At 72.1% G+C, this 20,300-nt stretch carries 13 protein-coding genes, 1 tRNA gene and 2 pseudogenes; 12 read left to right on the top strand and 4 right to left on the bottom strand.

The annotated features are described in order from the left end of the window. Window positions 1-88 precede the first annotated feature (88 nt). The 7 genes and pseudogenes from ASG63_RS02730 (at window position 89) to ASG63_RS02700 (ending at window position 6,943) form a co-directional block, all read left to right on the top strand. Entirely contained in the window at window positions 89-439 is a 351-nt protein-coding gene (locus ASG63_RS02730) for a transposase (protein ID WP_056211850.1), read from the top strand. Further along, a pseudogene (locus tag ASG63_RS02725) lies at window positions 430-1,236 on the top strand (IS3 family transposase); the annotation flags it as partial. The gene ASG63_RS02730 and the pseudogene ASG63_RS02725, both read left to right, overlap by 10 nt. 152 nt (window positions 1,237-1,388) lie before the next feature. Continuing rightward, entirely contained in the window at window positions 1,389-1,742 is a 354-nt protein-coding gene (locus ASG63_RS02720) for an antibiotic biosynthesis monooxygenase family protein (protein WP_056211848.1), read from the top strand. Between the two features lie 455 nt (window positions 1,743-2,197). Further along, complete coding sequence (locus tag ASG63_RS02715) at window positions 2,198-3,823, top strand: hybrid sensor histidine kinase/response regulator (RefSeq protein ID WP_056211791.1); 1,626 nt, start codon at window positions 2,198-2,200, stop codon at window positions 3,821-3,823. A gap of 243 nt (window positions 3,824-4,066) precedes the next feature. Continuing rightward, entirely contained in the window at window positions 4,067-5,119 is a 1,053-nt protein-coding gene (locus tag ASG63_RS02710) for a tyrosine recombinase XerC (RefSeq protein ID WP_056211788.1), read from the top strand. Between the two features lie 22 nt (window positions 5,120-5,141). Beyond that, window positions 5,142-6,448 (top strand): annotated as a pseudogene (locus tag ASG63_RS02705) (protein kinase). Between the two features lie 132 nt (window positions 6,449-6,580). Continuing rightward, complete coding sequence (locus ASG63_RS02700) at window positions 6,581-6,943, top strand: hypothetical protein (protein ID WP_056211846.1); 363 nt, start codon at window positions 6,581-6,583, stop codon at window positions 6,941-6,943. A 240-nt stretch (window positions 6,944-7,183) separates the two neighbouring features. Here ASG63_RS02700 and ASG63_RS02695 read toward each other — a convergent pair whose 3' ends face one another. Beyond that, the gene (locus ASG63_RS02695) at window positions 7,184-8,305 is read right to left on the bottom strand and encodes an aldo/keto reductase (RefSeq protein ID WP_056211786.1); all 1,122 of its coding nucleotides are present in this window, start codon (window positions 8,303-8,305) and stop codon (window positions 7,184-7,186) included. Window positions 8,306-8,401: 96 nt separating this feature from the next. On the opposite strand from ASG63_RS02695, the gene ASG63_RS02690 reads away from it, so the two are divergent. Then, entirely contained in the window at window positions 8,402-9,295 is an 894-nt protein-coding gene (locus ASG63_RS02690; RefSeq protein ID WP_056211784.1) for a LysR family transcriptional regulator, read from the top strand. A 188-nt stretch (window positions 9,296-9,483) separates the two neighbouring features. Here ASG63_RS02690 and ASG63_RS02685 read toward each other — a convergent pair whose 3' ends face one another. Further along, window positions 9,484-10,254 (bottom strand): SDR family NAD(P)-dependent oxidoreductase, encoded by a 771-nt coding sequence (locus ASG63_RS02685; protein WP_056211782.1) that lies wholly within the window; start codon window positions 10,252-10,254, stop codon window positions 9,484-9,486. A 112-nt stretch (window positions 10,255-10,366) separates the two neighbouring features. Continuing rightward, window positions 10,367-11,998, bottom strand: a complete 1,632-nt coding sequence (locus ASG63_RS02680) for an alpha-D-glucose phosphate-specific phosphoglucomutase (RefSeq protein WP_056211779.1) — start codon at window positions 11,996-11,998, stop codon at window positions 10,367-10,369. A 236-nt stretch (window positions 11,999-12,234) separates the two neighbouring features. Here ASG63_RS02680 and ASG63_RS24895 point away from each other — a divergent pair. The 4 genes from ASG63_RS24895 to ASG63_RS02665 all read left to right on the top strand — a co-directional run bounded on the left by ASG63_RS24895 (window position 12,235) and on the right by ASG63_RS02665 (window position 19,105). Further along, window positions 12,235-12,311: transfer RNA gene (locus ASG63_RS24895), tRNA-OTHER, on the top strand. A 232-nt stretch (window positions 12,312-12,543) separates the two neighbouring features. Beyond that, window positions 12,544-14,037, top strand: coding sequence for a DUF2252 domain-containing protein (locus ASG63_RS02675; protein WP_082501407.1), 1,494 nt, complete (start codon window positions 12,544-12,546; stop codon window positions 14,035-14,037). A gap of 173 nt (window positions 14,038-14,210) precedes the next feature. Continuing rightward, on the top strand, window positions 14,211-17,744 hold the full coding sequence (locus tag ASG63_RS02670; protein WP_244479788.1) for a DEAD/DEAH box helicase: 3,534 nt from the start codon (window positions 14,211-14,213) through the stop codon (window positions 17,742-17,744). A 125-nt stretch (window positions 17,745-17,869) separates the two neighbouring features. Next, the gene (locus tag ASG63_RS02665) at window positions 17,870-19,105 is read left to right on the top strand and encodes an oxalate decarboxylase family bicupin (RefSeq protein WP_056211777.1); all 1,236 of its coding nucleotides are present in this window, start codon (window positions 17,870-17,872) and stop codon (window positions 19,103-19,105) included. Between the two features lie 6 nt (window positions 19,106-19,111). Here ASG63_RS02665 and ASG63_RS02660 read toward each other — a convergent pair whose 3' ends face one another. After that, on the bottom strand, window positions 19,112-20,092 hold the full coding sequence (locus tag ASG63_RS02660; RefSeq protein ID WP_056211775.1) for a sulfonate ABC transporter substrate-binding protein: 981 nt from the start codon (window positions 20,090-20,092) through the stop codon (window positions 19,112-19,114). Window positions 20,093-20,300 lie beyond the last annotated feature (208 nt).

Here is a 20,300-nt window from a genome sequence, read left to right as displayed (position 1 = left end):
GCACGCCGATCTGGAGTGGGCCCCTGGAGGTGGACGGATTGGATAAGGCTGATTGACCGGCTGGCTGGGTCTTCGGAGGATGAAGACCATGGCACGACACCGTTCCCACAGCGTCGCGTTCAAGCGGCAGGTCGCGCAGGAGTACCTGTCCGGCGAGACGCTGCACGGCTTGGCCAAGCGCCACGAYCTCTCGCGCAACCTCGTGCGCCTCTRGGTGCAGAAGTACGAGACGGGCGCGTTCGACGAYGACGCGGCCGCCGCCGACACGATCCAGGCCTATGAGGCTCGCATCGCCGCGCTCGAACGGCTCGTCGGGCGGCAAGCGCTTGAGCKTGAGTTTTTAAAGGGGGCTCTGCGCAACGGACCGCTGCCGCGAAGCGGGCCTACGTCCGTGATCACCGGCCCGGCAGCCTCTCTGTCGCCGCGGGATGCCGGCTGATGGGTCTGGCGCGCTCAACCTACTACGATGCCCCAATGCGGGCTGCCGACGACACCGCCCTCGTCGAGGCCATGGCCGCAGTCTGCGACGCGTTCGAGGCCTACGGCTGGCGCCGCGCCCAGGCGGCCCTGCGCCAGCAGGGCTGGCGGGTGAACCATAAGAAGGTCCGCCGCCTCATGCGGGAGCACGACCTGCAACCGCGCGTCCGGCGCCGCTACGTCACGACCACCGACAGCGATCACGACAGCCCGATCTTCCCGAACCTGGCCCGGGACATCGTGCCGGACGGGCCTGACCAGCTCTGGGTCGCGRATCTGACMTACGTCGCGGTKACRGGCGGTTTCGTCTACGTCGCGATCATCCTGGATGCCTGGTCGCGGCGAGYGGTCGGCTACGCGCTCGGCCGGTCGATCGACGCCCGCCTGACCATCGGGGCTCTGCGCGCAGCGATCGAGCGGCGTCGGCCGGCGCCAGGACTGACCCACCACACSGACCGCGGCAGTCAATACGCTGCCGAGGCGTATCGAAAGGTGCTGGCCGAGCATGGYCTCATCGGCTCGATGGGCCGGCGCGRCAATCCCTACGACAACGCCAAGGCCGAGAGCTTCATGAAGACGCTCAAGGTCGAGGGGGTATACCCGATGGMGTTCGAGACCTTCGCCGATGTGGCGGCTGAGCTGCCGCGCTTCATCGAMGAGGTCTATAACACCCRCCGCCTGCACTCCGCGCTCGGTTATCTGAGCCCCGTGCAGTTCGAGGAGCAGCACGCCCGGCAGACGGTCAAAACCGCCGCCTGATCGTGCCCACCGTCAGGGGCCCACTCCAGCCGCCTGCACTCCGCGCTCGGTTATCTGAGCCCCGTGCAGTTCGAGGAGCAGCACGCCCGGCAGACGGTCAAAACCGCCGCCTGATCGTGCCCACCGTCAGGGGCCCACTCCAGTTCATCGAAATGGACAGCACCGTGACCCTCGCCGACCAGTTGGCCGACGAGGAGGCTGGTCCGATCGTCTTGATCAACACCTTCGTCGTCCCGCCAGAGGACGCGGACGCGCTTCTGGAGGTCTGGAGCCGCGATGCGGCGATCATGAAACGGCAGCCGGGCTTCATCTCGACACAGCTTCATCGCGGCATCGCGGGAAGCGGTGCCTTTCTGAACTATGCGGTTTGGCAGTCCGTCGCCCATTTCCGGGTCGCCTTCGCCAACCCCGAGTTTCGGGCGAAACTCTCGGAGTATCCAGAGAGCGCGAGGGCGAGCCCCCATCTGTTCCGTAAGGTCGAGGTTCCCGGCATTTGCATCGCCTGACGCCTCATGGGCCCAGATCAGGACACCGCTCTTCGAGAACGCGGATGAAGGCTGATCACTGCGGTTGCTCGATCGAGTGAGGGCCACTTTCTCAGCCCTCACTTCCCAAAGCGGACCGTCGGAAATCCACCACCCTGGACGTGGGTCATCCTCGACGTAGCTGCCGAGAAGCGGACCTTCCAAAAGTCTGAGAAAAGTGGTTTGCGGACCCTGACCTTTCGTCCTGAAGCGGATGTTCCGCCTCCGACCAACAATGGCCATAGCTAGCGGTTTCCCTAATCCCCTGAAGTGGTCATTCGCTTTGCTCTGACCGGCGCGCCTCGGTGCGACACTGCGACCCTCAGGCCCTGGTCAATTTTAGTTCAGTGGCATTTCCGCTGGCGCAGAGAATACAATAAAGGCGTGTTTGGAGTGACCGAGGGCTCCGGCGGTCCTTCGAAGCCCGGAGTTCCTTCTTGCCAACTTCCCCCGAGAAGCCGAAGACCTACGGCCCAAAGACGCCGGTCAGCGGCAGTGGCCCTTCGGGCGTAATCGACCAGCATCACGACATCTTCTTCGCGGCCGTCGAAACGACGCGCATGCCGATGATCGTTACGGACCCGCACCAGGCCGACAATCCCATCATCTTCGTCAACCGCGCTTTCGAGCGCATGACAGGCTACACCCGGGACGAACTTATCGGCACGAACTGCCGCTTCCTCCAAGGGCCTGAGACCGACCGAGAGGTGGTCACCGAACTGCGTGTCGCCATCGCGGAGCAGCGCGAGTTCTCCACGGAGATCATCAATTACCGCAAGGACGGGTCTTCGTTCTGGAACGCGCTGTTCGTCTCGCCGGTCTTCAACCGAGCCGGCGACCTCGTATACTTCTTCGGCTCGCAGCTCGACGTTTCGCGCCGCCGCGACGCAGAGGAGAGTCTACACCAAGCACAGAAGATGGAGAGCCTGGGGCAGCTTACCGGCGGGATCGCGCATGACTTCAACAACCTCCTACAGGTGATCTCCGGTCACAACGAGGTCATGCTGGCGCTGATCGACCACCCGACCATCGATGTCGGCCGATTGCGGCGGGCGGGCGAGGCGGTGCGCGACGCCTCGGAACGCGCCGCCAAGCTGACCCACCAGCTTCTGGCCTTCTCGCGCAAGCAGCGATTGGAGGGGCGCCTCCTCAACCTCAACGGCCTCGTCCAAAGCATGAGCGAGATGGCCGAGCGTACCCTGGGGGACGACGTCACCCTGAAGCAGTCCCTCGCATCCGATCTCTGGAACACCCGCATCGACCCGACCCAGGCCGAGGTCGCCTTGCTGAACGTCTTGCTGAACGCCCGCGATGCGATGCCGGGCGGAGGGTCCGTCACGGTCAAGACCGAAAACCTCCTCATCGAGGACGAGGATACGGCGCTTTTCAAGACGGTCGGCCCTGGGGCCTACGTGGTGGTATCCGTCACCGATACGGGTAGCGGTATGCCGGCCGAGATCCTGAACCGAGTGATGGAGCCGTTCTTCACCACCAAGGGCGAAGGCAAGGGCACAGGCCTAGGCCTCGCGATGGTCTACGGTTTCGCCAAGCAATCGGGCGGCTCGGTCAAGATCTACTCTGAGGTGGGGCACGGCACCACGGTGCGCCTGCTCTTTCCAGCAAGCGACCAGAAGATCGAGGACGAGCGCAGGGCCTCGCAGCGCGCCGCCGACCGGCACGGGACCGAAACGGTACTCGTGGTCGACGACCGACCGGACGTGGCGGAGACGGCGGGAATGATCCTGGAGGATTTCGGCTACAAAGTCATCGTGGCCGACGGCCCCCGCGCGGCGATTGAGTTCCTCGACGGCGAGCGCCGGATCGATCTCCTGTTCACCGATCTCATCATGCCGGGTGGGATGAACGGCGTGATGCTGGCCCGCGCCGCACGCGAGCGACAGCCTAAGATCAAGGTGCTGCTCACTACGGGCTACGCGGAGGCATCCATCGAACGCTCGGATGCGGGTGGCACGGATTTCGAGATCATCAATAAGCCCTATAAACGGCTGGAACTCGCGCGCCGCGTGCGGCGGGTCATTGATGGCCCGACCGGCGTAGGTTGAGCTGTCATTCCCCCGGCTTCCGGCCCTGATCGATACGTCCGCCTCGCCCAGGATCTATCCGATCGCAGCCGGGCAGAAATTCACCCGTCCCGGCCGTAGGACGCTGCTCAACCGTGCAGCCCGCAAGCGGCGGTTCCGGGCTTCTGCAAAGGGTCGGAAGCCGACCTCCCCGGCAGTCAGATTCCGCCACCCCGCGCCCCCTCGGCAACGGAGCGTCAACGCCTCTCGGGCTTCAGTGGCCGGATGGCATCCTCCGCACCCGGTCCCGCCCCGCTCCCCGCCGACGCCCTGGCGTTTCCCGGGGACGCGGCCCTGCGCGCCGAAGCCCGGGCGTGGCAGGACGAACTCGCGCGGGAGCGGCGCCTCTCGCCCAACACCGTCGAGGCCTATGCCCGGGACCTGCGCCAGTTCCTGGCCCATCGCGCCGGGCGGCACGGCCCGCCCGGCATCGCCCAGCTCGTCGCCCTGAAACCGCGCGACGTGCGCGCCTTCATGGCCGCGCGCCGGGCGGACGGGGTCGGCGGGCGCTCGCTGATGCGGGCGCTGGCGGGCCTGCGCTCCTTCGCCCGCCACCTCGAGCGCCAGGGCCACGGCACCGTGGCGGCCTTGGGCGCCGTGCGCTCGCCCAAGGTGGAGCGGCGCCTGCCGCGCCCGATCCCCATCGACGCCGCCCGGGCGATGACCGGGCCGGAGCTGCGGGCCGGCGAGACCCGCGAGCCCTGGGTGCTGGCGCGCGACGCCGCCGTGCTGGCCCTGCTCTACGGCTCGGGCCTGCGCATTTCCGAAGCCCTCGGGATCCGGGCGAAGGACGCGCCCGTGCCGGGCACCGATTCCGTCACCGTGCTCGGCAAGGGCGGCAAGACCCGGATGGTGCCGGTGCTGCCGGTGGTCGCGGCGGCGGTGGCCGACTACGTGGCGGCCTGTCCCTACGCCCTGGCTCCGGACGGCCCGCTCTTCGTCGGCGCCAAGGGCGGCCCGCTCTCGCCGCGGATCATCCAGTACGCCGTGGCGGCGATGCGGGGCGGGCTGGGCCTGCCCCCGAGCGCGACGCCGCACGCCCTGCGCCACTCCTTCGCCACCCACCTCCTGGCGCGCCAGGGCGAATTGCGGGCGATCCAGGAGCTGCTCGGCCACGCCTCCCTCGCCACGACGCAGCTCTACACCAAGGTCGACGCCGCCCGCCTGATGGAGGCCTTCGACGCCGCCCATCCCCGCGCCGGCGCCGGCCGGGCCGCGGCCCTGCGCGCGAAAAGCCGTGCGCCCGGTCCCCCACCCGCGCTAGGACCGGCGGCATGATCCGGCTCCCCGCGCCCCCGACATGACCCAGGACCCGTTGGCCGACCCGTTGGCCGCCCTGCTGGCCTCCCTGCGCCGGGGCGACTGCGCCGGGGCCCGGGCCCTGCGCTTTCCCCCCGGCCTCGCCGAATTCCCGCCCGAGGTCTTCGGCCTCGCCGACACCCTCGAGCTCCTGGACCTCAGCGGCAGCCACCTCGACGCGCTGCCGGCGGATCTCGGCCGCCTGCGGCACCTGCGCGTGCTGTTCTGCTCGGGCAGCCGCTTCACCCGCCTGCCGCCGGTCCTGGGGGATTGCCCGTCCCTGAGCCAGGTCGGCTTTCGCGGCACCGGGCTCGAGGAGGTGCCGGGCGAGGCCCTGCCCCCGGCCCTGCGCTGGCTCACCCTCACGGACAACCGGATCGCCGCCCTGCCGGACGCCCTCGGGCAGCGCCCGCACCTGCAGAAGCTCATGCTCTCGGGCAACGCCCTGGCGGCCTTGCCCGGGAGCCTGGCGGGGGCGCCGAACCTGGAGCTGGTGCGGCTGGCCGCCAACCGCCTGGAGGCGCTGCCGCCCTGGCTGACCACCCTGCCGGCCCTGGCCTGGACCTCCTTCGCGGGCAATCCCGTCGATGACGCGCCCGGGCGCCGCGACGTGCCGGGCGTGCCCTGGCGCGATCTCGAACCGGGCGACCTCCTCGGCGAGGGCGCCTCGGGCCGCGTGCACCGGGCGCTCTGGCGCCGGGGCGGGGCCCCGGCCGAGGCGGTCGCCCTGAAGCTGTTCAAGGGTGCCATGACCAGCGACGGCCTGCCCGAGCGCGAGATGGCGGCCTGCCTCGCGCGAGAAGGGCAACGTCCCGTTCTCCCGGGAGGCCCCCATCTTCGCCTCGATCCTTGGCCTGCTCATCGCCCTCAGCTTCGTCGCCGAGCCTGGAGAGCTGCAGCCGCGACGTCTACGCCCCGGGCCTCGCCCTGACGCCGGCGGCGGCCCTGCGCATCGCCCGCGCCGCCGCGGAGGCCTGCGCCCATCTCCACGCCCGCGGCATCCTGCACGGCGACCTCTACGGCCACAACATCCTGTGGGACGGCACGGACGGCGCCGCCGTCGTCAGCGATTTCGGCGCCGCCTCGACCCTGCCCGCGGGGCCGGCCGGCGCGGCCCTGCGCCGGATCGAGATGCGGGCCTGGGGGCTGCTCCTGGGCGAGCTCCTCACCCTGGCGGATGTCGGTGCCGGCCCCTGGCGCGACCTGGAGCGGGCCTGCACGGGGCCCGACATCGCGGCGCGCCCGGACTTTTCGGATCTCCTCGCCCTTCTGCCGGCCGCGACGACGGGGGCCGGCCGCGACGACTGATGTGCGGAAAGCACAGGCGCTGCCCGGCGCAAGTCCCGGCGGGCCGAACCCGCGCCCCGGCCCGAAGCGGCCCCGATTTCGTCACGGTGGCCCGCCAGGGACCGCAGCCGGAATCAAGGGATGACGGGGATCATGAAGGCATTTACTTCCGCGTTGCTGCTCCTCGGCGCCCTCGCGGCCCCGCAGGCTGCGATGGCCGCGAGCAAGACCACGGTGGGCGTCGGCACCGGGGCGGTGGCGGGCGCCCTGGTGGGCGGACCGGTGGGGGCGGTCGTGGGCGGCATCGTCGGCGGCTATATCGGCGCCACCGCCGAGAGCCCCCGCCCGCGCCGCCGCCGGGTGCGCGCCGCCCGGCGGGCCGCGGTCGCCCCGCCCAAGCTGCGGGTGGCCGAGGAGCGTGCCGCGCCGGTCCGCCCCGCCGCCCCGGCCGCCACCGGCAGCCTCGCCCCGGTCACCACCGCCCCCGCCGCGACCACCTGGCAGAACCCGCGCTAGCGGTTGTCCGGGATTCGGGGAAACCGGTTCTCCCGAAAAGACCAACGACCGGACAGGACTCGAGGGTCTGTCGGGTTCAGGATGAGCCTGACAGACTCCCGGGGGACGGCCTTCGAGGACCGGGACGCACCCTAGCCGACCGTCCGCTCTTGGGGCGTACCGCCATGACGCCGGACATTGGCCGTCCGATCGAGCGGTGCTCGCTCAGGGCGCGGGAGCGTGGGCGGGACGGGATGGGCCTCAGGCCGCCTCGCCCGAGGCCTGAACCCGCGCGCCGCCGAACACGACCGCCTGCCGCAACGGCGCTCGCGACAAGCCGTAGATCAGGCGTGGCTCCGCCGGCGCGCTGACCGCCTCCAACGCGGCGCGATGCTCCGCGGCGAGCACGACATCGAGCGCAGCGATGTTGTCGGCCACCTGCGCCGGTCGGCTCACGCCCATCAGCGGCGCGGTCACACCCGGTCGCCCCATCACCCAGGCGAGCGCCACGCGCGCCGGCGATTGCCCGATGGCCTCCGCCACCCGGCGCACCGCTTCGACGATGGTCCAGTTGCGCGGCGTGAACAGGCTGTCACCGAACGGATTGGCCCCATCGAGCCGCTTGTCGCCGGCGGGACGCGCCTCGCCCGACGCCGCCGCATCCCTCGGCAGGCCGCCCGCGCGGGGTCCGGCCGCTTCCACCGTCGCGCGGTCGTACGTGCCGCTCAGCAGCCCGTAGGCGAGCGGCGACCACGGCACCACGCCCAGGCCGAATGCGGCGGCGAGCGGAATGTGCTCGTCCTCCACGTCCCGGTTCACGAGGGCGTAGAAGTACTGCAGGGCGATCGGCCCCGGCAGCCCGCGTCGTGCGGCCAGCGTCGCGAGCGTGGCAACGTACCAGGCGGGCGTGTTCGACACGCCCCAATAGCGAACCTTCCCGGCGCGCACGAGACCGGCCATCGTCTCCAGCAACTCCTCGGCCGGCGTGACCCCGTCCCACACATGCACCCAGTAGAGGTCGACGTAGTCGGTTCGCAGACGGCGCAGCGAGCCTTCCAGCGCCGCGTGGACGTGCTTGGCACCGTTGCCGCCCGCGTGCGGACCGTTGCCCGTCGCGAACCCCGACTTGGTCGCGAGGACGATCCCGTCCCGCATGCCGGACGCGCGGATGAAGCGCCCGAGCATCGCCTCGCCCTCGCCCCCGGCATACACGTCGGCCGTGTCCACGAAGTTGCCGCCCCGCTCCCGATAGGCGTCGAACACGGCGCGGCTGCCGGCCTCGTCCAGCCCCCAGCGCGCCGTCCCGAAGGTCATGGTGCCGAGCGCGAGGGGACTGACCGCCAGGCCGGAGCGGCCGAGCGTACGGTAATGCGTGAGGTCCATTGTTGCATATCCTTGCTGCTATCACCCAGGATAAGGCCACCGACCCAGGGGGATTAGCCGAAATCGGCGACAAGGGTCTGTGAGTGGAATTCAGCAATGCGACGAGGCACACTCGATGATCTCGCGGCCTTCGCGGCGGTCGCGCGCACCTGCAGCTTCACGCGTGCAGCGGCGGAACTCGGCCTGTCGCCCTCGGCGCTCAGCCACGCCGTCCGCGGGCTGGAGGAACGGCTCGGGGTTCGGCTGCTGGCGCGCACCACGCGCAGCGTCGCGCCGACGCCGGCGGGCGAGCGGCTCGTGCGGTCGCTGGCCCCGGCGCTGGCGGAGATCGAAGGCGGCCTTGCAGCCCTCGCCGACTGGCGCGGTGCGCCGTCCGGTGCGCTCCGGCTGACGACCTTCTCCTCGGCCGCACGCCGCGTGCTCGAGCCGGCCCTGCCGCGCTTCCTCCTCGACCATCCGGCCGTCTCGGTCGAGGTCGTCATCGACGATCGCCTGGCCGACATCGTCGCGGACCGGTTCGACGCCGGCATCCGCTTCGGCGAGTCGGTGGAGCGGGACATGGTGGCGGTGCGGCTGGGGCCGGACCTGCGCACGGTGGTGGTCGGCACGCCCGCCTATTTCGCGCGCCATCCGCGGCCCGAGACGCCGGCCGACCTGGACGCGCACAACTGCGTCAACTACCGGCTGGTCGGCGGCGGGGGATTGCTGCCGTGGGAGTTCGCGCGCGACGGCCAGGAGGTGCGCGTGCGGGCCAAGGGACAGCTCATCGTCAACGATGCGGACCTGTCGGGGGCCGCGGTGCGGGCCGGGGCCGGGCTCGGCTACATGCTGGAGGAGGACGTGGCCGCCGACATCGCGGCGGGCCGCCTCGTGCAGGTTCTGGCGGACTGGTGCACGCCCTTCCCCGGCTACCACCTCTACCATCCGAGCCGGCAGGCGACGCCGACGCTTCGCGCCCTGATCGACGCCCTGCGTCGGCCCGAAGCCTGACCGGCCGGGGTCCGGCGCGACGCGGGTGTCCTCGCGACCGCTTCGTCGCGATCTCGCCACAGGGCGCTCCGCCGGCCTTCCGGCCGCCGGAGCACGGGTCGGGCCGACGAGGTCCGGCCCGACCCGGACCGGACCGGGCGTCAGGCGCCGCCCACCCGGGCGGCCGCCCCGCGGTCCCCGTCACCCCCTCAGGCGCCGCCCCACTGCATGGTCAGGCCGCCGTCGACCACCAGGGTGTGGCCGGTGACGTAGTCGGCATCGTCCGAGGCGAGGTAGAGGATCGCCTTGGCGATCTCGTCGGGCTGGCCGGCCCGGTGCCACGGGATGCGCTCCAGGGACTGGGCGAGCTTGTCCGGGTTCTCGAAGCGGTCGGCGGTCATCGGCGTCTCGATCAGGCCGGGCGCCACGTTGTTGACGTTGATCCGATCCTCGGCGAGCTCCCGCGCCAGGCTGCGGCACAGCGAGCCGACGCCCGCCTTCGACATGCCGTAGGGGGCACTCTCCGGGGTGGGCAGGTGCTGGGCCACCGAGGAGACGATGACGATCTTGCCGCGCCCGCCCTGGGCCCGGCGGACCTTGATGAAGGCCCGGGCGCAGAAGACCGGGGCCATCAGGTTGACGCGCAGGATCTGCTCGAGCTTGCCATCGTCCATCTCGGCCACCGGCATGCCGCTCATCGCCTGGCCGGCATTGTTCACCAGGATGTCGAGCACGCCGAGATCCTGCGCGACCCGCGCGAAGGTCGCCGCCACCGAGGCCGGATCGCCGACATCGTTCTGGATCACGAGGCAGCGGCGGCCCGCTGCCTCGACCCGGCGCGCGGTCTCGCGGGCACCGTCCGCGTCGGTGTTGTAGGTGATCGCCACGTCGGCGCCCTGGCGGGCGAACAGCTCGGCCGTCGCCTGTCCGATTCCCGAATCCGCGCCCGTGATCAGCGCGCGTTTGCCTTCCAGCGTCATGTGAGCCCGTCTCCTCGCACCGTTCGAATCGATGCGGGGACAAGGGACCGGCGCCCGGCCCTGTTCCAGGCCGCGACGCCGGATCACGGGCGCCCGTGCGGGCGTGCGCCCCTCAGGTGACGACGCTCGGCGCGGCGCGGCCGGTGAGCGCGGCGATGTCGGCCAGCGCGTTGGCCACCGCCACCACCGGGGCCAGCACCTCCACCACCGGCAATTCGAGCCGGTCTGGGGCGGCTTCGTAGCGCTCGATATAGACCCGCAGGGTCGCCCCCGCCGTGCCGGTGCCGGAGAGGCGGTAGACCACCCGGGCGTCCTCCGCGAAGGTGACGCGCACGCCCTGCTGCTCGGTGACGGAGCCGTCGACGGGATCGACGTAGCGGAAGTCGTCCGCCGCCGCGACGGTGAGGCCGCCGAGCTTGCTGCCCGGCAGCGTGGCGAGCTTGGCCCGCAGGCCCTCCATCAGGCCCTTGGCGGCCCCGGCGTCGATCTCCTCGTAATCGTGCCGGGTGTAGTAGTCGCGCCCGAACGCGGCCCAGTGCCCCCGCACGACGTCCTGGGCCGGCTTGCCCGTGACCGCCAGGATGTTCAGCCAGATCAGCACGGCCCAGAGCCCGTCCTTCTCGCGGACGTGGTTCGAGCCGGTGCCGGCGCTCTCCTCGCCGCAGAGGGTGATGAGGCCGGCATCGAGCAGGTTGCCGAAGAACTTCCAGCCGGTGGGGGTCTCGTAGGCCGCGATGCCGAGCGACGCCGCCACCCGATCCAGAGCCCGGCTCGTCGGCATCGAGCGGGCGACGCCCGCGAGCCCCTGAGCGTAGCCGGGGGCGAGGTGGGCGTGGGCGGCCAGGATCGCCAGGCTGTCGCTCGGGGTCACGAACAGGCCGGGGGCCACGATCATGTTGCGGTCGCCGTCGCCGTCCGAGGCCGCGCCGAGGTTCGGCGCGTCGGCGCTCAGCATCAGCTCGTAGAGGTCGTGGGCGTGGACCGGGTTCGGGTCCGGGTGGTGGCCGCCGAAATCCTCCCGCGGCGTGCCGTTGAGGACGGTGCCCGGCTCGGCGCCGAACACGCCCTCCAGGATGGCGTGGGCGTAGGGGCCGGTGACCGCGCTCATGGCGTCGAAGCGCATGCGGAAGCCGCCGGCGAACAGGCGCGTGATCGCGTCGAAGTCGATGAGTTCGCGCATCAGCGCGAGGTAGTCGGCGACGGGGTCGATCACCGCGACGGTCATGTCGCCGATCCGGGTCTCGCCGATCGTGTCGAGGTCGAGGTCGGGCCCGGCGACGATCCGGTATTCGGTCAGCGCCTTGGTGCGCGCGTGGATCGCCGCCGTGACGCTTTCGGGGGCCGGGCCGCCATTGGCGGTGTTGAACTTGATGCCGAAATCGCCCTCGGGGCCACCCGGGTTGTGGCTCGCCGACAGGATGATGCCGCCGATGGCGCCGTGCTTGCGGATGACGCAGGAGGCGGCCGGGGTCGAGAGCAGGCCGCCCTGGCCCACCAGCACGCGGGCGAAGCCGTTGGCGGCGGCGATCCTCAGGGTGGTCTGGACCACCTGGCGGTTCAGGAAGCGCCCGTCGCCGCCGAGCACCAGGGTGGCGCCCGCCCGATCGGGAATGCAGTCGACGATCGCCTGGACGAAGTTCTCGACGTAATGCGCCTGCTGGAAGACCGGCACCTTCTTGCGCAGGCCGGACGTGCCCGGCTTCTGGTCGTCGTAGGGCGTCGTCGGGACGGTCGTTGCGGACATCGTTCAAGCACTCCTGAATCGCCGCGCTCAAGAACGCGGTTTGCCGCTGCGGGTCAATCGGCGCCGGCCCGCAGGGGAGCCGGCCTTCGGGGCAAGCTTCGCGCCGATGGGGGGCGACCACGCACGCTTCGGACAGCGTCGCGGACGGGGATGGTCTTCAGAGAGCGATGACAACGCCAGCGTTCCCGAAGCACATCCGCCTTGCCGCGTCGCGGATTCCATGCTTCCTGGATCTCGGCCAGGTGGGTGAGTGTCGAGCCAGGATCCCCGCAAGGATTCGTACGTCCGGTTCAAATCCGGACCCCGGCCTCCATCCTGAACGACCAGCCCCCTCGCGGCGCGTCTTCGAGGTTCGCCCTCCCCCCAAGGGCGGACGACCGGGCCTGAACGCCGGCCGCCGCAACGCCCCTTGCCGACGTCGCCTTTCGCAGCCGCGTCCCGACGCTGCGCGCCGGGATGAATCCCGGTCCTGAGACGTGTTGCCCTGGGAACGATCCCAAACGGTCAAGATTTGTCCTTCACGAATTCGCGTGTGAGGACCGTGCATGGAATGCCCCCAGGATGTCAGCCTGCGCGCTGACGGGTCGAGCGCGACCGAGGTCCGCCCGGAGGCCGACGACATCCTGCTGGCGCCCCTCGCCGACATCCCGCGCATCAACCTGCGCGAGGCGGGCGAGCCCTGGGACAAGCGTCGCCACGCCGGCAAGGCCCTGCGCGAGGCGGTGCCGCACGCCGCCCACGCGGCCTGGACGCCGCCCGCCCACCGGCCCGACCCCGTCGCGCTGATCGAGGCGGCGCATGAGGGGCGCCAGGCGCACCTCATCCCGCTCCGGGTCGCCCGCATGGCGAGCTCGCCCTTCGCCTTCCTGCGCGGGGCCGCCCACGTCATGGCCTGGGACCTCGCCCACACCCCGCGCAGCGGCATCGCGGTGGTGATGAACGGCGACGCGCACCTGGCCAATTTCGGCCTGTTCGGCACGCCCCAGCGCGACATCGTCCTCGACCTCAACGACTTCGACGAGGTCACGATCGGCCCCTGGGAATGGGACCTGAAGCGCCTCGCCGCCAGCATCGAGGTGGCGGCGCGCACCGACGGGGTCGCCAAGGCCGAGCGCCGCGAGGCCGCCCTCGCGGCGGTGGCGGGCTACCAGCACACCATGACCGAGCTGGCGCCGCAGGGGCCCCTCGACGTCTGGCACCAGGCGGCCCGGGCCGACCAGCTCGACTTCGCCGGGCTCACCATCGACACCCATTCCGAGGCGGTCATCGCCAAGGCGGTGGAGAAGGCGCGCAAGAAGCACAACAAGAGCCTGCTCGCCCGGGTCGGCGAGCGCCGCACCGACGGCGGCTGGCGCTTCAAGGCGGCCCCCCCGATCCTCACGAGCGTCGATGCCGAGACCCGCGAGGCGGTGATCGGCGGGCTGGAGCACTATGCCGAGACCCTGCCGCGCGAGCGCCGGTTCATGCTCAGCCGCTACCACGTGGTGGACGTCGCCCACCGGGTCGTCGGGGTCGGCAGCGTCGGCACCCGCGCCTACGTCGCGCTCCTGTGCGGGAATTCCGACCAGGACGTCCTCTTCCTCCAGGTCAAGGAGGCGGTGACGCCGGCCCATGCCCCCTACCTCGCGGGCATGCCGGACGCCTACGGCGACCACGAGGGCGAGCGGGTGATCTACGGCCAGCGCCTGCTCCAGGCGGTGGGCGACCCGCTGCTGGGCTGGACCACCATCGAGGGCCGGCCGTTCTACGTGCGCCAGATGAAGAACATGAAGGGTGACATTCCCGTGGCCGGCCTCACCGGCCAGCCGCTGATCTACTTCTCCTGGGCCTACGGCGCCCTGCTGGCGCGGGCGCATGCCCGCACCGGGGATGCGGCGGCCATCGCGGGCTATTGCGGCCGCGACCGCCAGTGCGACCTGCGCGAGGCCTTGGCCGACTGGGCCCTGGCCTACGGCGACCAGAACGAGGCCGACTTCGCCGCCTTCCAGGCCGCCATCGCGCAGGGCCGCCTGGAGGCGGCGCCCGACCCGGAGATGTGATCCACAGGCCTGCGACAAACTGGGGACGGCGGGCGAAAGAACGGAGCCCGGACCCTTCGTCCGCGTTTCCCGAGTCCTCTTCTCGAGCCGGGCAGCGCACACCCCAGATGGCAAAACGCAGGACCGCGTCGTCTTCCGCTTCGACCGCGACTGCCGAGGGATCGGCCGAGCAAATGGCCGGGGGATCGGCCAAGGAAACGGGCAAGAAAACGGCCAAGAAACCGGTCGAGCGGCCGACCAAGACCTCGCCCCAGGGGCCGCGTGCCAAGGCGGCGCCGAAACCCGCCTCCCGCAAGGCCTCGGGGACACCGGCCGAGACGGTTTCCGAAGCCGCATCCGGCAAGGGGGCCGGCAAGGAATCTGGGAAGGGGACCGGTGCGGGCCGTCCGGCCGCGGCGCCGGCGCAGGCCGCCCCGGCCGGCCCCGAGATCGTGGCGCCCCTGGTGCCCACCGGTGCCCTGGCGGTCGCCCTCCTGGACCTGACGCGGACCGGCAAGCCCCTGATCCACATGGCCCGCGAGAGCCACCGGCTCGACGTCATCGCCAAGATCCTGCGCGCCCTGTCGCCCGAGCGCAGCGTCGCGATCTACCCCGAATGGGACTGCCTGCCCTACGACAGGGCGTCGCCCTCGCGCGGGGTGATGGGCGCGCGCACCGGCGTGCTGCGCTGGCTCACCGACACCGCGGCCCTGCCCGACATCGTCCTCACCACCGCCCCCGCCCTGATCCAGCGCGTGCCCCCGGCCGAGACCTGGGCGCAGGCGCGCCTGGAGGTCCGGGTCGGCGACGCCCTCGATCCCTCCGCCGTCTCCGCCTTCCTGCAGCGGCTGGGCTACATCCTCGACGACCGGGTCGACGAGCCCGGCGAGGTCGCGGTCTGGGGCCGGACCGTGGACGTCTTCCCGGCCGCCGCCGACCGCCCCTGCCGCATCGAGTACGAGGAGGGCCGGGTCACCGCGATCCGCTCCTACGATCCGGTCTCGCAGCGCTCGCTGGCTGATGCCGACCTGCTCGTCATCGACCCCGCCACGGAGATCCTCCTGCCCGAGGGCTCGGAGAGCCGGCTCGCGCCCTTTACCGGCCAGGAACATGGCCTCGCCCGGTTCTACCCGTCCCTCGTCACGGTCCTCGATCAGGTGCCCGACGCGCGCCTCGTGGTCGAGGACGGAGCGGAGGAGCGGGCACAGGCCTTCTTCGAGCAGATCGCGGAAGGCCGCGAGGCCGCGGCCCGGTCCCGGCGCGGCGGGGCCGAGGATGGCGGCCTCTATCTCAGCCCCGCGGATTGGGCGGCCCAGCTCGCGGCGCGCCGGGTCGCCGAGGCCGAGGCGGAGGGCGCCGAGGATCTCACCATGCCGGCCTTCGTGCGCAAGGCCCGGCCGAACACGGCCCTGGCCGAGACCCTGCGCGAGCGCCTGAAGGCGGGCGACCGCATCCTCCTCACGGGACCGGCCGAGCCCCTGGCGCGCCTCGTCCGCATCGCCGAACGGGCGCTGGGCCGCAAGGCCCGGACGGTCCGGGCCTGGGCCGAGGCCGTCGCGGCCAAGCCCGGCGCGCTCCTCAGCCTGGAGGCCCCGATCGAGGCCGGTTTCCGGGTGCCGGACCAGGGCCTGGCGGTGGTCGCCGCCGCCGACCTCTTCGGCGCCCGTGCCGCCACCGTGGCGGCCGGGGGCCCGAGCGCCATCCTGCCCATCGGCGAGGTCGAGCTGCGCATCGGCGACGTCGCCGTGGACCGCGACAACGGGCTCTGCGTGTTCGAGGGCCTGGAGGCGGTGAGCACCGGCGAGGGCGGGAGCGAGGACGCCCTGCGCCTGCGCTTTGCCGGCGACGGCATCCTGATGGTGCCGGTCTCGCAGGCCGACCGGATCTGGCGCTACGGCTCCGAGGTGGAGGCCGTGACCCTCGACAAGCTGGAGGGCGGAAGCTGGGGACGCCGCCGCCTCGAGGCGGAGGCCTGCATGGCCCGGGCCGCCCGGGTGATGCTGGCGGACGCCGAGAAGCGCCGGACGATCCGGGCGCCGGTCCTGGTGCCGCGGGAGCGCGAGATGGAGCGCTTCGCCGCCGGCTTCGGCTTCGCCCTGACCGCCGACCAGGCGGCGGCGGTGAGCGGCGTGATGGCGGACCTGGCCTCCGGCCGGCCGATGGACCGCCTCGTCTGCGGCGATGTCGGCTTCGGCAAGACCGAGGTCGCCCTGCGGGCCGCCGCCGCGGCGGTGTTCGCCGGCAAGCAGGTGGCGATCGTCGCCCCGACCACGGTGCTGGCGCGCCAGCACGTGCAGACCTTCACCCGGCGCTTCGCCCGCTTCGGCCTCGAGGTCGCCCACCTCTCCCGCCTCGTCTCGGCCGCGGAGGCCAAGCGGGTGAAGGCGGGGCTGGCCGACGGCACGATCCGCCTCGTGGTCGGCACGCACTGCCTCGCGGCCAAGGGCGTGGGCTTCGCCGATCTCGGCCTGATGGTCATCGACGAGGAGCAGCGCTTCGGCGCCAAGATCAAGCAGGGGCTGCGGGAGGCGGCGGGGGACGGCCACGTGCTCACGCTCACCGCGACCCCGATCCCCCGCACCCTGCAGAGCGCGCTGGTGGGACTCCAGAGCCTCAGCGTCATCGCCACGCCGCCCTCCGTGCGCCAGCCCATCCGCACCGTGATCGGGCCCTTCGAGGACGAGGCGATGCGGGACGCCCTCACGCGCGAGCACCGGCGCGGCGGCCAGAGCTTCGTGGTCTGCCCGCGCATCGAGGACATCGCCCCCATGGCGGCGCGCCTCGCCAAGCTGGTGCCGGATCTGCAGACCCGGGTGGCCCATGGCGGGCTCAACGCCGCCGAGATGGACGACGTGATGGTGCGCTTCGCCGACGGCGAGGGCGACGTGCTGCTCGCCACCAGCATCATCGAGAGCGGGCTCGACGTGCCGCGCGCCAACACCATGCTGGTCTGGGATGCCGAGCGCTTCGGCCTGTCGCAGCTGCACCAGCTACGCGGCCGGGTCGGGCGCGGCCAGCGCCGCGGCGTGGTCTACCTGCTGAGCCGCCCCGACCGGCCGCTGACGCCCGCCACGGAAAAGCGCCTGCGGACGCTGGAGGCCCTCGACCGCCTGGGCGCGGGCTTCGCCATCAGCGCCCGGGACCTCGACCTGCGCGGGGCGGGCGACCTCGTCGGCGAGAACCAGGCCGGCCACGTCAAGCTCATCGGGCTCGGGCTCTACCAGCACCTGCTGCACCTGGCCCTGCGCGCCGCCAAGGGCGAGCCCGCCGAGGACTGGAACCCGGAGATCCGGCTGGGCCTGTCGGGCGCCGTGCCGGCCGACTACGTGCCCGAGCCGGAGGTGCGGCTCAGCCTCTACACCCGCACCCTGCGCCTCGCGAACCCGGAGGAGGTGGAGGCCCTGCGCAGCGAGGTGGTCGACCGCTTCGGCCCGCCGCCCGCCGCCTTCGAGGACCTGATCGCCCTGGCCCGGCTCCGGGTCGGCTGCCTCGGGCTCGGCATCCACCGCCTCAGCGGCGGACCGCAGGGGCTGGCCGCCGACCTGCGGCCGAACGCGCCGCCCCTGCCGGTGCCCGCCCACGCCCATATCGTGCGCAAGGACAACCGGGTGCTCCTGCGCCAGGGCAGCGACGACCCGGCGACGCGCGGGCGCCTCGCCGCCGCCTTCCTGGAGCGCCTGGCGGCGCAGGGCGAGCGCCCGGCGCCCGCCCTCGCGGCGGCGGCCTGACGGGCCGCCGCACGAGGCCGTGAGGCACGGAACGGCCGGCGGCGGGGCCGATTGACGAGGGCGAGGGGGCGCCCAGCGGCGCCCCCGGACGCCAGACGCGACCCGATGCCCGAGACCCGCTGCCCATGACCGACCTGTCCCGCCGAAGCCTCCTGGCCGCCACCGCCGCCGGGGGCTCCCTCCTCACCGTGGCCGGCGCGCAGGCTCCGCCCGCGGCACCCGGGGCGCAGAGCCCGATCCGGGGCAAGGACGGCGCCTCGATCCTGGGGCCCCGCAACCCGGCCCGGGAGGCGCAGGACCCCTTCACCCTGCGCCCGCCCCGGACCGACCACGGCACGATGCCGAACCTGAAATGGTCCTTCGCCGACAGCCACATGCGCCTCGAGGAGGGGGGCTGGGCCCGGCAGACGACGATCCGCGAACTGCCGGTGTCGAAGGCGATGGCGGGGGTGAACATGCGGCTCGGCGCCGGGGTGGTGCGCGAGATGCACTGGCACAAGGAGGCCGAGTGGGCCTACATGCTGAAGGGCCGGGCCCGGATCACCGCGGTGGACGCGCAGGGGCGGACCTTCGCGGACGATGTCGGCGCGGGCGACCTCTGGTACTTCCCCTCGGGCATCCCGCACGCGATCCAGGGCCTGTCCGCCGACGGCGTCGACGGCTGCGAGTTCCTGCTGGTCTTCGACGATGGCGGGTTCTCGGAGGATTCCACCTTCCTCCTGACCGACTGGATGGCGCATACGCCGAGGGACATCCTGGCCAAGAATTTCAGCCTGCCGGAGAGCGCCTTCGCGGGCATGCCGGAGAAGGAACTCTACATCTTCCCGGGGCCGATGCCCGGCCCCCTCGACGCGGACCGGATGGGCGGCAGCGGCCCGGTGCCGGAGCCCTTCAGCCACCGGATGCTGGCCCAGGCCCCCCTCAGCCTGCAGGGCGGCACCGTGCGCATCACCGATTCCTCGGTGTTCAAGGCCTCGAAGACCATCGCGGCCGCCCTGGTGGAGCTGGAGCCCGGAGCCATTCGCGAGCTGCACTGGCACCCGAACGGCGACGAGTGGCAGTTCTACATCGCGGGCCAGGGCCGCATGACGGTGTTCGGCTCGGAATCGAAGGCCCGCACCTTCGACTACCAGGCCGGCGACGTCGGCTACGTCCCCTTCGCCATGGGCCACTACATCGAGAACACCGGCCCGACGCCCCTGACCTTCCTGGAGATGTTCCGCAGCCCGACCTACGCGGACATCTCCCTGCGCCAGTGGCTCGCCCTCACCCCGCACGCCCTGGTGGCGGCGCACACCCACCTCAATCCGGCGGATCTCGACCGCCTGCCGGCGGTCAAGGCGCCGGTGCTGCCGGGCTGAGCCGCCTCAACTCCCGGGCTTCCTCACCGCCGCGGCGACGTCCACGGGCTTCGGCAGCAGGCCGAGGCGGTGGAAGGTGTCGGCGACCCGCTGCTGGTCGGCGGTGGTCTCGGCGTTCAGCGGCGTGACCCCGTAGGTGAGGCGGCGCAGGGCCACCGTGAGAATCGGCGCCGGGATGCCGACGGAGGGGGCGAGTTCGGCCGCCACCGCGTCGGTGTTGTCCTTGGCCCAGGCGTCGATCGCGCCGATGGCGGCGAGCGTCGCGTCGAGGGCCGGGCCGTGCGCGGCGGCGAAGGCGCGGGTCGAGAGGTAGAACTGGCGGTTCGGCACGAGGCCGGTGCCGTCGGCGAGAATGCGACCGCCGGTGCTGCGCTCGCCCGAGGCAAGGTAGGGGTCCCAGATCGCCCAGGCGTCCACGGCGCCCCGCGCGAAGGCGGCGGCCCCGTCGGCCGGCGCCAGGAAGGTCGGCGTCACCGCCTCGTAGGGCACCCCCGCCTGCTCCAGGGCCCGGACCAGGAAGTAATGGACGTTCGAGCCCTTGTTCAGGGCGATCTTCTTGCCGCGCAGGTCCGCGACCGTGCGGATCGGGCCGTCCTGGGCCACCAGGATCGCCTCGCCCTTGGGGGCTGCGGGCTCGTGGCCGACATAGAGCAGGTCCGGGTTGGCGGCCTGGGCGAAGATCGGGGGGGCCTCGCCGGCCGAGCCGAGATCGACGGCCCCGGCATTCAGCGCCTCCATCAGGGGCGGCCCCGAGGGAAACTCGGCCCAGGTGACGCGGTAGCCGAGCGGCTTCAGGCGCTGCTCCAGCAGGCCCTTGCCCTTGAGCAGCACCAGGGTGCCGTATTTCTGGTAGCCGATGCGGATCACCTTCTCGTCCGCGCGGGCGTGCAGGACGCCGAAGGTCAGCACGGCCAGGGCGGCGAGCAGGATCCCGGCGCGGCGGGTGCCGTCGGAGCGGAGCGCGAGCGCGCGGGTGGCGGCGGGCATGGGACTGTCCTCTGGGCTGGGGGTGGGGTGGAGCGCCGGCAAGGCTCTCTCCCCGCCTGCGGCGACCGGATTTCCACATGTCGGCACGACGCGGCCCTCCTCCCCCTCGTGGGGAGGAGTGGGAGGTGGGGGTGGCTCCGCCAGCCTCGGCCGGCTGAGGGTCACCCGCCCCCCACTCCTCACCTCTCCCACAAGGGGGAGAGGGACG

The organism is Methylobacterium sp. Leaf94, from assembly GCF_001426045.1.
Taxonomy (GTDB): Bacteria; Pseudomonadota; Alphaproteobacteria; order Rhizobiales; family Beijerinckiaceae; genus Methylobacterium.
This window is presented reverse-complemented; position numbering and strand designations above follow the sequence as displayed.